Raw genomic sequence first — 14746 nt, 5'->3', positions numbered from 1 at the left:
TCCCTTCCGGTTTCCCGGACGAAACACGCGGCCTGCGGACCATCCAGCCTTAGCTGTCCGTCGAGCCGGTACCGCCGAAGATCCAGCTGACAGCGGTTCCGAAACCAATGTCCAGCAGGCTGACGATGACCATCATGATGGCCACGAACACCAGCACCACGAGCGTGTAGTTGATCAGTTCCTTGCGGGTGGGGGCCACAACCTTCTTGAGTTCGCCAATGATCTGGCGGACAAAGAGAGCAATGCGGGCGAAGAAGCTTGCCTTGGCTTCCTTCTTAGCTGGGCGGCCCTTGGAGCTGCTGGCAGCTGTTTCGGTCACCTGGTCCTCGCTCATCTTTGCAATGGTGGATTACCCGGCCCTGATCAGAACCATGGTTGCTGCGCCTGCCCCGGGCTTTCGCCCGGAGACAGCTTGCGCAGGGCAGACAGGACTCGAACCTGCAACCTGCGGTTTTGGAGACCGCTGCGCTACCAATTGCGCCACTACCCTATGGAGTGAATGCCACTCTTTGACGACCCATGCACCAGTTTGAACTGGGGCGCACGCCATCATCCGTGTTTCAACACCGGTGAACCAGTCTACGCAAGAAGTCCGCGTAGGTAAAACCGGCCCGACCCGGCCCATCCGCCGGCCGGTCCGACTTGTGCAGCAGTCAGCAGTCACAAAACCAAACCGGCTCCCCGGAGGGTCCGCTGAACAGCTTAGAGTAGAACTCGTCGAAACCCACATTCCAGCCTTCAGGCTGCAAGCGAAGAACGGACCTGCCATGTCTGCCGCCCGCGTTTCCAAGCGCATATCCGCAATTGCCGAATCCGCAACCCTTGCCGTTGATGCCAAGGCGAAGGCGCTCAAGGCAGCAGGCCGGCCGGTTATTGGCTTCGGCGCGGGCGAACCCGACTTCCCCACCCCGGACTACATTGTCCAGGCCGCCATCGAAGCGGCCGGCCAGCCCAAGTACCACCGCTATTCCCCTGCGGGCGGCTTGCCGGAGCTGAAGAAGGCCATTGCCGAAAAGACCCTCCGGGACTCGGGCTATACCGTTGACCCCTCGCAGGTGCTGGTCACCAACGGCGGCAAGCAGGCTGTGTACAACACGTTCGCCACCTTGGTGGATCCGGGCGACGAAGTGATCGTGCCCACCCCGTTCTGGACCACCTACCCCGAGGCGATCCGCCTGGCCGGCGGCGTGCCCGTGGAAGTTTTCGCAGGGCCCGAGCAGGAGTACCTGGTAACCGTCGAGCAGTTGGAAGCGGCTGTCACGGACAAGACGAAGATCCTGTTGTTCGTCTCGCCGTCGAACCCCACCGGCGCTGTCTACTCGCCGGAGCAGGTGGCTGAGATCGGCAAGTGGGCCGCAGCAAAGGGCCTCTGGGTTGTCACGGACGAGATCTACGAGCACCTCACCTACGACGGCGTCCCCTTCACCTCCATCGCCACTGCAGCCCCCGAACTTGGCGACAAGGTGGTCATCCTCAACGGCGTCGCCAAGACGTACGCGATGACCGGCTGGCGCGTGGGCTGGATGATCGGCCCCGCCGACGTCATCAAGGCCGCCACCAACCTGCAGTCGCACGCCACGTCCAACGTCTCCAACATCATGCAGATTGCGGCCCTCGCCGCCGTGTCCGGTCCGCTGACCGCGGTCGATGAGATGAAGGTGGCCTTCGACCGCCGCCGCAAGGCCATCGTCGCCGGCCTGAACGCCATTGACGGCGTGGAATGCCCGACGCCGAAGGGCGCCTTCTACGTCTACGCGGACGTCCGGGGGCTGCTGGGCAAGGAATTCCCCACCGCGTCAGGCACCGCCACGCCTCAGACGTCTGCCGAGCTGGCCGCCCTGATCCTGGATGAGGTAGAGGTGGCTGTGGTCCCCGGCGAGGCGTTCGGCCCGTCCGGATTCGTGCGCCTCTCCTACGCACTGGGCGATGACGACCTCGCCACCGGCGTCCAGCGCCTGCAGGACTTCCTGGGCAAGGCCCAGTAGACGCCCGCTCACTTCCGGCTGGTTAGACACCGACGCCCGCTCACTTTCCTTGAGGAAGTGAGCGGGCGTCGGTGTCTAAGGCGTCAAAGGTGAGCTGGCGTTGTTAGAGGAGGCGGCGCTCGGCGGCCCACTTGGTCAGCTCATGCCGGCTGGAAAGCTGCAGCTTCCGGAGCACCGCGGACACGTGGGTTTCCACCGTCTTGATGCTGATGAAGAGTTCCTTGGCCACTTCCTTGTAGCTGTAGCCCCGGGCGATGAGCCGCATGACCTCCAGTTCGCGTGCCGAGAGCTTGTCCAGCTCGTCGTCGGCAATGTCCGCGGGAGCGGTTCCGAATGCGTCCAGGACGAACCCGGCCAGGCGCGGAGAGAACACGGCGTCGCCGCCGGCCACCCTGAACACGGCATCAGTGATCTCGGCGCCGGAAATGGTCTTGGTGACATAGCCCCTGGCCCCGGCGCGGATCACCGCCACCACGTCCTCCGCTGCGTCGGAAACGCTCAGGGCCAGGAAGCGGGTGGCGGAGAGGAGGGGTGCGGAGCCGGCGATGACTTCCCGGCCGCCGCCGCCCAGCCCACCGGGCAGGTGCACGTCCAGGAGGACGACGTCGGGCCGCTGCTCGGCGATCACGGCGATGGCCTGTTCCACGGTGGCGGCTTCCCCCACCACGTGGATGCTGGCGTCGAGGTCGGCCTTCAACCCGGAGCGGAAGATCGCGTGATCGTCCACGATCACCACCCGCACGGATTTGGCCGGCCGGGCGGCTGCGCCCCCTGTTCCCTGGATGGTGCTCATGGTTTCCCTTCCGCGTTCTCCGCTGCCGGCAGCCTCAGCCGAACCTCGGTGCCGTCATCCGTACTGAGGATGGCAGCCGAGCCGCCATGCCTTTTCATTCTGCCGATGATCGATTCCCGGACGCCAAGCCTGTCCGAGGGAACGTTCCCCAGCTCAAAACCGGGGCCCCTGTCCTTGATGAAGATCTCGGCTTGCCCGTCCGAAGCCTCAAGATAAACGGACACCGTTCCGCCGCCGTGCCGGGAGGCATTGAGCATCGCCTCACGGCTGGCCTGGACCAAGGCTTCGTGAGCCTCCGTCATGGCGGCGTCACCCACCGTGACCACCTCCACCGCGTTGCCGAGCAGGTCCTCCACCTCGGCGGCTGCGGCCTTGATCCGGTCCGACAATTGGCCGCTTTCCCGTCCGTGGTCCTGAAAGAGCCAGCCACGCAACTCACGCTCCTGCGCGCGGGCCAGGCGGACGACGTCGTGCTCGTTGCCCGCCCGCCGCTGGATCAAGGCGAGCGTCTGCAGCACTGAGTCGTGCAGGTGGGCCGCGATCTCCGCGCGTTCCGTTTCCCGGATGCGGCCCGCACGCTCGGCTTCGAGGTCCCGCCAGAATTTCAAGGCCCACGGCAGCAGGACCAGCACCACGCCGCCCAGGACCGCCACGGAAGCCAGCAGCGCAAGCCACGTCTGTTCCCAGGAACCCGAGCCGGACACCATCACCAGGACACCGGCAACCACCAGCGCCAGCCCCGCTGCGAGCCGGCCCCAGCCGCCGGCCTGGTCCGCCTTGGTCTTGTCCACCAGTCCCGCCCGGCGGGTCTCGTCCAGTTGCATCCAGGCGATCGAGGCGCCACCCAGGACAGCGGCGGCGGGGATGAGGGTGCCCAGGGACACATCAACACCCAGCAACTGGGCGATCATGATCCCGGCGACCAGCAGGAGCCCGCAGCCGAGCAGGATCTCCTTGCCGTAGCGCATGCCCCGCACCCGGAACCAGGGAGCGCCGGGGGTTGCGCCCGTGCCGGCCGGGCCGGAGCCCGCGGCACCCGTGGGACTTCCGTCGTCGTCCGTTGTTGCGGCGGCGGGCCGGCTCACCGCCGGGGCAATGGGCGACGCCGGGCGGCGGGTATTGCGCCGGGCAGCCTCATCCGCGGTGGGAACCATGATCCAGAGCCACGCGTAAAACACCAGGCCGGCCCCGCCTGCGAAGGACGCGAGGACCATGCCCCAGCGGACGGTCTTCACGGGCCACCCGAGGTGCAGGGCCAGGCCGGAGCACACGCCGGCGATGACCCGGTCACTGCTCCGGGCCAGGGGCGGCCGCGCGGGGAGGGTTGTCATGGATCAATCCAAGCATGGATCAGGGTGGCCCGGACCGGGTTGTGCGCTTTCCCGGGGGTGGCTCAGGGACCGTTCAGGGTTTCCCCCAGTAGAGCGGCGACGGGCTTGGACGGGAGGATCGAAGTATGAACTCGCAGACCCCTTCCCCCGACGACGAACACCCAACCGGGCCGTTGCCCGGCTCCGGCAACCAGCGGCCCACCGAGCCGCTGCCGGCCTCCGACGCGATTCCTCCGGGCCCGGCGTCGGGCCCCGCCCAGGGCGGCCCCGGCGGTTCGCAGGATGGCCCCACCGCTCCCCCAGCTTCCGACCCGGCACAGGGCTATGCCTTCCACGCCGGCCCCACCCCGCCAGCAGCCTCAAGCGACTTCTTCGGCTGGATCCGCAGCCAGGGCATCTCCCGGGGCAGCGACCGCTGGATCGGCGGCGTCTGCAGCGGCATAGCCCACCGGCTCGGCGTGGACCCCATCATCATCCGCGGCGCCCTTATAGTCCTGACCCTCCTGGCAGGCATCGGCGTACTGCTCTACGGCCTGGCCTGGGCCTTCCTCCCGGAACCGGACGGCCGGATCCACGTCCAGGAAGCCGGCGCGGGCCGCTGGTCCAGTGGCATGACGGGCGCACTGATCGCCACCGTCCTCGGATTCACCGGCCTGGGCGGAGGGTTCTGGGGGTGGAGCCACAACGGCTTGAGCGGCCTCCTCTGGACCGTGTTCTGGGTGGCCGGCGCGATCTTCCTGATCTACCACCTCTCCCAGCGCAACAAAGCACGTCCCACCATGGCGGGCCATGCTCCGGCGGCTCCGGGTGCGCCATACACGGCGGGACGGCCAGGTTCCGAACACACGTCGTCCTTCTCCGCGGCCACCACGTCCGGCCCCGCCCAGGCGTTCCCTCCAGCGCCCGCCTATGGCGGCGGCACCGCCGGCGGGCCCGCAGGGAATGGCCCGGGAGCATTCGGAGGGACCGGCGGCCCGGGCGGTTCCGGCGGGGACGGATACCCGGCGCCGTGGGTTCCGCCGCGGCCGCCCAAGCCCCGGCCGGCCGGCCCGGGTGCCCCCGCCGTCGCCATCGCCACCGGCTCTGCCCTGCTGGTGGGCGGAGGCCTCAAGGCACTGGACGCCGGGCATGTCATCGACCTTGGCGGCTCCGGCAACGCGATTGTCTGGGCCAGCGCCGCGGCAGTCCTTGGCCTGGGCATCCTCGTGGCGGGACTGCGCGGCCGGACCTCGGGGATCCTGAGCCTGTTCGCCGTGATCGCCCTGGTTACCGGCGGCGTCTACAACGTGGCGATCGACGGCAGGATGCGTTTCCAGCAGGTGGACTGGAACCCCGCCAGCATCGAGGAGGCGCGCGGCGGCATCGACATCACCGCCGGACGGGGAACCGTGAACCTCACGGACCTGTCCCCCTTAGCCCCCCTGACCTCCGACGTCGTGGTTCCGCTCGATATCACGGCCAGCAACGTCACCGTGGTGATCCCGCAGAACGTGCCCGTGGATATCAAGGCGGACATGACCATGGGCAACCTGAACGAGGCCACAGGCCAGCGCGGCGGGACCACCACCCGCGAGAGCAGCTACAACGCGGACAAACCCGGCAACCACCTGGTGGTGCGGATCGATGGCACCTTCAGCAACGTCACAATCCAGGAAGGCAACTGACATGGACAGCAACATTCCGACGACGGCGGGCCACGAGCCTGCCGATGCGGCGCCGGCCAGGGTGGGAACCGTGGTGTGGGGCCTGATCGTCCTGGCTTTGGCCGCGCTGATCATCGTGGCGCAACTGGGCATCGTCACCCTCAACGGGACCTACGTCCTGATCGGCCTCATGATCGGCGCCGGAGTGGCCCTGGTGGCCGGCGGCCTGCTCTCTGCCCGCAAACGTGACAACGACCCACTGAAAAGGAAGTCTTGAACCATGGATAAGTTCTTCAGCATTGTCAGGGGCCTTGGCCTGAAGCGCGGCCCGCAGCGCTGGCTCGGCGGGGTGCTGGGCGGCATCGCGGCCAAGCTGAACGTGGACGTGGCCTACGTGCGCATCGCGTTCCTGCTGTTCTGCCTCCTCCCGGGACCCGCCGTCGTCTTCTACCTGCTGGCCTGGGTGGTGCTTCCGGACCAGCGCGACGAGATCCCGCTGCAAACCTTCCTGGAGCGCCGCTCGACCAACGGCCCACGGATGTAGCTACGGAAGGTACCTCCCCCACTGGGGGACCAGGCCCCCGCCCTCGTGAACGGATCACGGATGCGGGGGCTTTTTCCTGCCCGCGGCCACCCGCCGGGAAAGCGCACCGCATGTAACCGGTTTGTGTCGTACCCCACACACCCCACTACACTTCTAGGTGAGCTCAGCGTGGCGCTCTGCCTGTAAACCTTCTCCCAGGATTTGAGCTGAACATGAAAATTGGAATCCTTACCAGTGGTGGCGACTGCCCCGGCTTGAACGCCGTGATCCGCGGCGCCGTGCTGAAGGGCATCGCCATCCACGGCCACGAATTCGTCGGATTCCTCGATGGCTGGCGCGGCGTGGTGGAGGGCGACATCATCGACATCCCCCGCACCATGGTCCGCGGCATCGCGAAACAGGGTGGCACCATCCTGGGCACCTCCCGCACCAACCCGTTCGAAAACGGCGGCGGCCCCGAGGCCATCAAGGCCCACATGGACCGGCTGGGCATTGACGCCATCATCGCGATCGGCGGTGAGGGAACGCTCGCCGCCGCCAAGCGCCTGACCGACGCCGGGCTGAAGATTGTCGGTGTCCCCAAGACAGTGGACAACGACCTCGACGCCACCGACTACACCTTCGGCTTCGATACCGCCGTCCAGATCGCCACCGAAGCGATTGACCGGCTCCGCACCACCGGCGAGTCCCACCACCGCTGCATGATCGCCGAAGTCATGGGCCGGCACGTGGGCTGGATCGCCCTGCACGCCGGCATGGCCGCGGGTGCGCACGCCATCCTCATCCCGGAGCAGAAAGTCAGCATCGAGCAGATCACCGAGTGGGTCAATGAAGCCCACGCCCGCGGCCGCGCGCCGCTGGTGGTGGTGGCTGAGGGCTTTGTCCCGGAGCACATGGAGAGCCCGCACTCCGAGCGCGGCCTGGACACGTTCGGCCGGCCCCGGCTGGGCGGCATCGCCGACCAGCTGGCGCCCGAGCTGGAGGCCCGGACCGGCATCGAAACCCGGGCAACCATCCTGGGCCACATCCAGCGCGGCGGCGTACCGTCCGCCTTCGACCGCGTCCTGGCCACCCGGCTGGGCATGGCCGCCATCGATTCCGTGGTGGAGGGGTACTGGGGCACCATGGTGGCGCTGAAGGGAACCGATATCCACCACGTCGCGTTCCAGGAAGCCCTCGGCCAGTTGAAGACCGTTCCGCAGAACCGGTACGACGAAGCGGCTGTCCTGTTCGGATAAGCCGCAAGGCCGCCCTAGGCTGGGACCATGACACTCGACCCCGGCTCTGCTGCCATCATCCAGTTGGCGTGGGCACGCCGGCTGGGCCTTGACGACGACGCGTTCGGGACCGGACTCGCCTCGGCCGAACGGATTGTGCGGGCCGACGAGTCAGTCCGGACCGTTGAGTTCGTGCGGCTTTTCGGAAGTTCGGTGCTGGTGGGGCCGCAGAGCGTGATCGACGCCGCCGCCGGCATCCCGGATGAGGAAATGGCCCAGCACGTGACCCTCCTGACCCTCACCAGGGACCGAGGCGGTCACGGCCTCGGTGCCGCGGCACTGTTCTTCGCGGACGACCTGCCCCTGCAGCAGCCCTCCGACGAGCTCACCGTGTCCCACGGCAACCCCGAGGCCATCGAGTTGGAGGGCCGCTGCCCGCCCGATGACGTCAACGAAGTTGGCCTCTCCGAGCTGGAAAACCGGTACACGATCGTCCACGAGCAGGATGGCCGGCGCGTGCCCTTGGCCTGCGGGGCCTACGGCGAGTGGGAAGGCCTGCTGGCGAACATGGGGGTCTTGGTCGACCCGGAGTGGCGCCGGCGCGGCCTTGGTTCCCTGGCGGGCTCCATCGCGGCCCACGAAGCACTCGCAGCGGGACTGACGCTGCAGTGGCGCGCGGACGTCAGCAACACGGGCTGCCTGGCGTTGGCCCGGAAGCTTGGCCTCTCAGCCGGCGGAATCCAGACCAGCGTCCACCTTCGCTGACGGCTGGCCTTGGGCCGGCGCTCCCCAACCCTGGACGGGCTGCGGCTTTGCGAAGAACAACGCGACGGCTGCCCCCACCAGGATCACCCCGGCGGGAAGCAGGATGGACTGGCCCATCGCCGTCGAAAATCCGCCGTGCAGGAATTCGGGCAGCGAGCCGCCCATGGCCAGACCTTCGCCGGCGGATCCGCCGGGGCCTCCCGCAGGCAGTTCGGCCGCGAGCCGCGACTGGATGAGCACCGCGATGGCGGCACTGCCCAGGACTGCGCCGATCTGGCGGGTGGTGTTGTAAACGCCCGAACCCGCCCCTGCCTGCCGTGGCGGCAGGTTCCTGGTGGCCGTAGTGCTCAACGGGGCCCAGATGCCTGCGTTGGCGAAGCCCAGGACAGCGCTGGGCAGCAGGAACATCAGGATGGGTGTGTCCGGTTGCATCAGGGCTGAGTTCCAGAGCAGCGCCACAGCCATCAGCACGAGCCCGGTGGCGGTGATGTATTTGGGGTTGACGCGGTCCACCAGCTTGCCCACGACGGGCGCGAGTCCGCCGGATATCAGGGCCATGGGCACCATCATCAGGGCGGACTGGGTGGGAGTCAGGCCCCGGACCAGCTGGTAGTAGAAGATCAGCGGCAGGCTGAAGGCGGTCACGGTGAAGCCCACCGTGGTGATCCCGATGTTGGCGAGCGAAAAATTCCGGTCCTTGAACAACGCCAAGGGAAGCAGCGGTTCACCTTTGTTGAAGCGCTGCCACGCCACGAAGGCCGCCAGCACCACGATGCCGGCGATGATCAGGCCCCATACGCTGATGGGTCCGGTGATGGTGCCCCAGTTGTAGGTCTCGCCTTCCTGGATGCCAAAAACCAGCAGGAACAGGCCGACGGCGCTGAGCAGGACCCCGGGGATATCGAACTTGTGCGGGTGCGTGCTCAGTGCCGGCACGTTGCGCCACGCCAGGATGAACCCGACCAGGCCAACCGGGACGTTGATGAAGAAGATCCATTCCCAGCCGAGCCCGTCCACCAGGACGCCGCCGAGGATGGGCCCGACGAGGGTCGCCATACCGGCGGTTGCGCCCCAGACTGCCATCGCGGAGCCGCGGCGGTCCGGCGGGAAGATGCGGGTGATGACAGCCATGGTCTGGGGAGTCATCATGGCGGCGCCGAGGCCTTGGAGCACGCGGGCCGCGATCAGGACCCGGACGTCGCCGGACAGGCCGCACCACAGCGAGGCCAGCGTAAAGACCACCAGGCCGGAGAGGTACAGCTTCTTGGGCCCGAACCTGTCGCCGAGGCGGCCGGTGATGAGCAGCGGGACAGCGTAGGCCAGCAGGTAGGCGCTGGTCACCCAGATGACCGAGTTGATGTCCGCGTCCAGGCCTTCCATGATCCGGGGGTTGGCCACGGACACGATGGTGGTGTCGATCAGGATCATGAAGAACCCGATCACCAGGGACCACAGGGCCGGCCAGGGCTTCGCTACGTTTTCCACTCGATCATCCTTTGAAATTTTGGTGTTGGTGCCGGGCGGACCCGGCGAAAGCGCTAGCCCAGCAGATCCAGGATCTCTGCGCGGGCGAACATTTGGGCAGCGGCCCGTGCCGACGGCGCTCCGGCATCCGGATCGGCTCCGGCGTCGAGCAGGACACGGGCCACGTCCGGGTAGCCCTTGAAGGCTGCCCCGGCAAGCGGGGTCTGGCCACGGTCGTTGGCAGTGCTGGCGTCGGCGCCGTGCTTAAGGAGCAACTCCACCGTATCGGCGTGGCCGTGGTACGCGGCCAGCATCAGCAGGGAGTCTCCTGTGGCGTTGGTCATGGTTGCCGGCGCCCCGGCTTCAAGGTAGGCGCCAAGCAAGGCGTCGTTGCCGTCGCGGGCCGCCTGGAAAAGCGAGTGCGCCAGCGCCACCGCGGCATCATTGTCCTGCGTGGCCTCCGGCGCAATACCCGGTGCGGTGTGGTCTGTCATCAGCGAGGCCCTCTCAGGAATCCGGTCTGCCGCCCAACAACCTGGCCGGCGTCCGGGGCGACAATGAGCTCCTGGACGGCCGGATACGGTTCATCGCCGTCCAGGACCGTCAGTATTTCATCCGGCGCCACGGAACGCTTTATGACCGCCAGCGCCACGGGACCCATCTCGTGGTGTTGCGCAACGGACGTCACCGTGCCCACTTTGCGTTCCCCTGCCATGACCGGGCTGCCGGCCGCGGGCAGTGTGTGCTGCGAACCGTCCAACTGCAGGAACACCAGCCGCCGCGGCGGGTGGCCAAGGTTGTGCACGCGGGCGACGGTTTCCTGTCCCTTGTAGCAGCCCTTGGCCAGGTGCACCGCAGTGCGCAGGAGGTCGAGTTCGTGCGGGATGGTCTTGTCATCGGTTTCTGCGCCGATCCTGGGCCGCCAGGCAGCGACGCGGAGGGCTTCGGCCGCGAGCACTCCGGCCAGCGGGCGGCCGGCGACGGCGGCCTCGAGTTCCTCGGCGGGGATGAGGTATTCGAACCAGGGACGCTCAAGGCCCGGGTGGTTTTCCTCGGACACAGTGGCGTACGAGTACCCGCCCGCCGAGACATGCGGCCAGGGATCCTGCCAGGCAAGGCGTCCGGCCCATTCGGGAACCGCCGTGGTGCTGCCCACCACGGCCCAATCGGCGGAGACGTCGGCGATCTCCACCCGCAGCATGAACTTCATCCGGTTCAAGTACTCGGCCAGCGGTGCAGCCTCGGCGGCCTCCACGATCAGCCAGGTGGTCCCGCCGTCGTCAACAACCCTGGCATCAAAGTCGATGCGCCCTTGGACGCTGAGCAGCAACAGTTCGCTGGACTCACCCGGCGCCAGCGCTGCCACCTGCTGGGACGAGAGGGTGTTGAGCCAGCTCAACCGGTCCGGTCCGGTGACGGTGACCACACCGCGGTGTGACAGGTCGACGACGGCGGTTCCGGCAGCGAGTGCGCGCTGCTCGCGCAACGGCTCGCCGTAGTGGGCGGCGACACCGGCGTCGGGGCCGGCGGCCTCAACGGCGCCGGGACGCGACAACAAAGGGCTGGGCGTACTCATATTGGCGGCAACGTCCTTTAGCAGCGGGGTATTCCGGGTTGTGAAGGTTCAGCCAACGCTAGCGGTATTCCGGGTTCTCAAAATCGAACCGCGTACCGGCCTCCCATTCACCGGGCAGGTTGCCGTAGGCCGGGTAGCCTCCGGCATCTTTGAGGATCCTGGCCAGGTGCAGGAGGTTCCAGGTCATGAACGTCGTGTTCCGGTTGGTGAAGTCTGTCTCCGGGCCGCCGGAGCCCTCGTCCAGGTAGCTGGGGCCGGGCCCTACCGGCCCGATCCACCCGGCGTCGGCCTGCGGCGGGATGCTGAATCCGATGTGTTGGAGGCTGTAGAGGACGTTCATGGCGCAGTGCTTGATGCCGTCCTCGTTTCCGGTGATGAGGCAGCCGCCGACCTTCGGGTAGAACGCCCACTGGCCCTGGCTGTTGAGCTGGCCGGAGTGGGCGTAGAGGCGCTCGATCAGCTTCTTGGTCTGGGACGAGTTGTCGCCCAGCCAGATGGGGCCGGCCACCACCACGATGTCCGCTTCCTGGACGGCGGGGTAGATCTCCGGCCATTCATCGGTGGCCCAGCCGTGCTCGGTCATGTCCGGGTAGACGCCCGTGGCGATGTCGTGATCGACAGTGCGGATGAGCCTGGTGCTGACGCCCTGCTTCTCCATGATCCGGCGGCTGATGGTAATCAGCCCTTCGGTGTTGGAGGTCTGGGGTGACTTCTTCAGGGTGCCGTTGAAGAAGACGGCCTTGAGGTCGCTGTAGCTGGTGGGCTTGCCTGCGTGTTCCGTTCCGTCTTCCATGGCGGGGCCTTTCCGGGTCAGGAAACTCTTTTCAGGAATGCAGAGGCGTGGGCCTCCAGCCCTTTTCCGGCCTCTCCACCCGTTGCCACGTCCCACCGCCACAAAAGGTTCCCGTCCACCAGTCCGAAGATCCGGGTGGCGGCACTGTAGTCCTTGGAATGGCTGCCGCGCATCACCATGTCGGTGGTCAGCTGGATCTGCGGTCCCTTGATCTGGCCGTAGTACAGCTCCGTGATGCCGCCAGGGTGGGCGATGGATACGGAGATGTCGAAGCCGCCGTCCTTGTTGCGCAGCGCCTCCACCTCGTCGGCGCTTTTCAACACCGGAACGATGTCTGCGGGCACCAGCCCCGGGCCGCCGTCGGCGTCCAGCTGTTTGCGCTCCAGCGCCCAGAAGCCGGTCTCGACTGTGAGCGGCCGCAGCCGCGTGCCGTCGTCGTCGGTCAACCAGCTTTCGGCACGGTACTGGAGGTACGGCAGCCCGTTGTGGGTGAAGGACACGTGCTGCAGGAAGTGCTCGGAATCCTCGTCACCGCTGCCCAACCGGCCGCGTCCTTCCCACTCACCTATGAGCCAGGATAGGGGGACGAGTTCGGGAGTCAGGTCTGTGGGAATCTCAATGGGCACTGTCTATTACCTCGAGATACGGCGGTGGGAAAGGATGTGGCTACTTCTGGCCTTTGAAGAGGCGGTAGACCACGAAACCGGCAAACCAGGCCATGGAAACGCTCGCGATACCGAGCAGGACGAGGAAGAAGATTTCAAATGCAAGTACGGACATGGTGCAATCCTAACCCGTTAGTAGATGAGTAGTTTGTCTATGAAGTACGCCAGGGATCCGACGGCTGAGACCGGGGCCAGGCCCATGCTCAAGGCCGCCGGCATATTCAACGGTGCGCCGCGCAGTGTCGCGAGCCTGCGGAAGCTGGCCAGGACCGCACCGACGATGACGCCGAAGACGGCCGCGGGCAGGACAGCAATGTCCGACAGGACCAGGCCGGCGAGCGGACCGGCCAGGCCGGCCAGCACAACGCCCAGGGGCGCGACGATGCTGTCCGGCCATTGGATGAGTCCGGCAAGGAGAGCTACGGCGGCGCTGATCGCGGCCACCAGGAGCATTTCGCGGACACCGTTGAACCGGGCGCCGGCTATCCAGCCGGCGCCGAGGCAGGACAGGAGGACACCGACACAGCACCCGAGGGTGGATTCCAGCCGTTGCGCCTGGCCGGTGCCGCGGATGAGCTGCACCACGAAGACGGCCATCATGCCCAGGGCGACGAAGGCGGGCGTCCAGTCGAGGTAGCCGGGGGGCGGGGCCACGGAGGCGCAGACGGCGGCGGCGGCTCCCGGCAGGGCGATCACGGCGGCCAGGGTCTTCTTCGCCGGGATACGGAGGAAGTGCGGCCACCCGATGCCCACGGCCGCGGCGATCAGGATGCCGACGGCGGCCAGGGCTTCCGGGGAGGAATAGACGCCGGCGATGATGGCAATGAGCCCGGCGATCCCGACGACCCCGATGGTCCAGGAGCCAAGTGACCGCACAGGTGACTGCAGTTCCGCCGTCATCCGGGGCCCGGCCTGTGCTTTGTCGGTGCACTCACTGCGCTGATTTCCCATCCTGGCGTCGGCTGGAAGGCTGGTCCGCCCCCTCGTGGCAGGGCTGGTCCGCCCTGCTCCAATCCTGCCCTATATGAACCGCTTATGTCGCAAAACGTACCTGTCCAGGGCCCCAATCTGTGGCTTGGAAGGGGGTGCCGGGTATACTCAAGGTTCAGCTACGCTCCCTGCTGAGGTGGCTGGCCGGCGGCGCGCTGACGGTCCACAAACCTCCCGCAGGAAGCCCGTACCGGCCGGTGAGAATCCGGTTCAGTCGCCCAAAGATGCGCGGACGGCCCTTGGAGGAACAATGTCGCACATCCTGTTACTGACGAACAGCACCGGTTCTTCGGTGGACATCCTGCCTGCCCTTGAGCTGCTGAACCACCGGGTCCATATCCTGCCCGCGGAACCCACTGCCCTGCTGGAGACTGACCCGTGCGACATCGTCCTGCTGGATGCGCGCAAAGACCTCGTGGGTGCCCGTTCCCTCACCCAGCTGCTGAAGGCCACCGGACTGAGCGCCCCCCTTGTCCTGATCCTCACCGAGGGCGGCATGGCGGCGGTTTCCTCGGCGTGGGCCGTTGACGACATCGTCCTGGATTCTGCCGGACCCGCCGAGGTGGAAGCCCGCATCCGGCTGTCCGTGGCGCGGGCCGTCCCGGAACAGGAGGACGCGCCCAGCGAGATCCGGGCCGCCGGTGTGATCATCGACGAAGCAAGCTACACGGCACGCGTCAACGGCGCACCCTTGAACCTGACCTTCAAGGAGTTCGAGCTCCTGAAGTACCTCGCGCAGCACCCCGGCCGCGTCTTCACCCGCCAGCAGCTGCTCACGGAAGTCTGGGGCTACGACTACTACGGCGGCACCCGCACCGTCGATGTCCACGTCCGCCGGCTTCGCGCCAAGCTTGGCGCGGACCACGAGAACCTGATCAGCACGGTCAGGAACGTGGGCTACCGCCTCACCCTGGTCAGGCAGCAGGAAGACGAACTTACCGAAGCCTGAGCCCTGCACGCCTTCGCCGTATAGCCTTGGC

General features: G+C 67.1%; 16 protein-coding genes and 1 tRNA gene. 7 read left to right on the top strand and 10 right to left on the bottom strand.

Annotated features, from left to right (window positions below; translation table 11 throughout):
• Positions 1-49: 49 nt before the first annotated feature.
• Positions 50-334: a preprotein translocase subunit SecE gene (secE, locus tag AC4EEO_RS04805; RefSeq protein WP_018760474.1), complete on the bottom strand. Its 285-nt coding sequence runs from the start codon at positions 332-334 to the stop codon at positions 50-52.
• An 83-nt stretch (positions 335-417) separates the two neighbouring features.
• Positions 418-490, bottom strand: a tRNA-Trp gene (locus AC4EEO_RS04800).
• A 277-nt stretch (positions 491-767) separates the two neighbouring features.
• Here AC4EEO_RS04800 and AC4EEO_RS04795 point away from each other — a divergent pair.
• The gene (locus tag AC4EEO_RS04795; protein ID WP_109044351.1) at positions 768-1985 is read left to right on the top strand and encodes a pyridoxal phosphate-dependent aminotransferase; all 1218 of its coding nucleotides are present in this window, start codon (positions 768-770) and stop codon (positions 1983-1985) included.
• A 103-nt stretch (positions 1986-2088) separates the two neighbouring features.
• On the opposite strand, the gene AC4EEO_RS04790 is transcribed toward AC4EEO_RS04795, so the two are convergent.
• Together AC4EEO_RS04790 and AC4EEO_RS04785 are read right to left on the bottom strand one after the other, a co-directional pair.
• Complete coding sequence (locus tag AC4EEO_RS04790) at positions 2089-2778, bottom strand: LuxR C-terminal-related transcriptional regulator (protein ID WP_208294350.1); 690 nt, start codon at positions 2776-2778, stop codon at positions 2089-2091.
• Positions 2775-4109 carry an ATP-binding protein gene (locus AC4EEO_RS04785; protein ID WP_018760477.1) on the bottom strand — a complete coding sequence of 445 codons (1335 nt, stop codon included), beginning with the start codon at positions 4107-4109 and terminating at the stop codon, positions 2775-2777. Before AC4EEO_RS04785 ends, AC4EEO_RS04790 begins: the two co-directional genes overlap by 4 nt.
• A gap of 125 nt (positions 4110-4234) precedes the next feature.
• Here AC4EEO_RS04785 and AC4EEO_RS04780 point away from each other — a divergent pair, with 125 nt between their 5' ends.
• From AC4EEO_RS04780 to AC4EEO_RS04760, 5 genes are all read left to right on the top strand, one after another.
• Complete coding sequence (locus tag AC4EEO_RS04780; protein WP_491330293.1) at positions 4235-5773, top strand: PspC domain-containing protein; 1539 nt, start codon at positions 4235-4237, stop codon at positions 5771-5773.
• Position 5774: 1 nt separating this feature from the next.
• Entirely contained in the window at positions 5775-6029 is a 255-nt protein-coding gene (locus AC4EEO_RS04775; protein WP_018760479.1) for a hypothetical protein, read from the top strand.
• Positions 6030-6032: 3 nt separating this feature from the next.
• Positions 6033-6296, top strand: coding sequence for a PspC domain-containing protein (locus AC4EEO_RS04770; protein ID WP_018760480.1), 264 nt, complete (start codon positions 6033-6035; stop codon positions 6294-6296).
• Positions 6297-6508: 212 nt separating this feature from the next.
• A complete protein-coding gene (locus AC4EEO_RS04765) occupies positions 6509-7534 on the top strand; it encodes an ATP-dependent 6-phosphofructokinase (protein ID WP_018760481.1) in 1026 nt (341 codons plus the stop codon).
• Positions 7535-7561: 27 nt separating this feature from the next.
• Complete coding sequence (locus tag AC4EEO_RS04760; protein WP_133830332.1) at positions 7562-8278, top strand: GNAT family N-acetyltransferase; 717 nt, start codon at positions 7562-7564, stop codon at positions 8276-8278.
• On the opposite strand, the gene AC4EEO_RS04755 is transcribed toward AC4EEO_RS04760, so the two are convergent.
• From AC4EEO_RS04755 to AC4EEO_RS04730, 6 genes are all read right to left on the bottom strand, one after another.
• Complete coding sequence (locus tag AC4EEO_RS04755) at positions 8240-9763, bottom strand: DHA2 family efflux MFS transporter permease subunit (protein ID WP_133830333.1); 1524 nt, start codon at positions 9761-9763, stop codon at positions 8240-8242. The two genes, AC4EEO_RS04760 and AC4EEO_RS04755, sit on opposite strands and share 39 nt — an antisense overlap.
• Before the next feature lie 53 nt (positions 9764-9816).
• Positions 9817-10236 carry an ankyrin repeat domain-containing protein gene (locus tag AC4EEO_RS04750; RefSeq protein ID WP_491340015.1) on the bottom strand — a complete coding sequence of 140 codons (420 nt, stop codon included), beginning with the start codon at positions 10234-10236 and terminating at the stop codon, positions 9817-9819.
• Positions 10236-11318 (bottom strand): CAF17-like 4Fe-4S cluster assembly/insertion protein YgfZ, encoded by a 1083-nt coding sequence (gene ygfZ, locus AC4EEO_RS04745; protein ID WP_491340014.1) that lies wholly within the window; start codon positions 11316-11318, stop codon positions 10236-10238. Before ygfZ ends, AC4EEO_RS04750 begins: the two co-directional genes overlap by 1 nt.
• A 58-nt stretch (positions 11319-11376) precedes the next feature.
• Positions 11377-12111, bottom strand: coding sequence for a flavodoxin family protein (locus tag AC4EEO_RS04740; RefSeq protein ID WP_109044346.1), 735 nt, complete (start codon positions 12109-12111; stop codon positions 11377-11379).
• A 17-nt stretch (positions 12112-12128) separates the two neighbouring features.
• Positions 12129-12737 carry a nitrobindin family protein gene (locus tag AC4EEO_RS04735; RefSeq protein WP_018760487.1) on the bottom strand — a complete coding sequence of 203 codons (609 nt, stop codon included), beginning with the start codon at positions 12735-12737 and terminating at the stop codon, positions 12129-12131.
• A 171-nt stretch (positions 12738-12908) separates the two neighbouring features.
• Entirely contained in the window at positions 12909-13676 is a 768-nt protein-coding gene (locus AC4EEO_RS04730; protein ID WP_018760489.1) for a hypothetical protein, read from the bottom strand.
• A gap of 340 nt (positions 13677-14016) precedes the next feature.
• Between AC4EEO_RS04730 and AC4EEO_RS04725 the strand changes: the two genes are divergently transcribed.
• Positions 14017-14715: a winged helix-turn-helix transcriptional regulator gene (locus tag AC4EEO_RS04725; RefSeq protein ID WP_018769102.1), complete on the top strand. Its 699-nt coding sequence runs from the start codon at positions 14017-14019 to the stop codon at positions 14713-14715.
• The last annotated feature ends 31 nt before the right edge of the window (positions 14716-14746 follow it).

The organism is Pseudarthrobacter sp. MOO13 (assembly GCF_058267655.1).
This window is presented reverse-complemented; position numbering and strand designations above follow the sequence as displayed.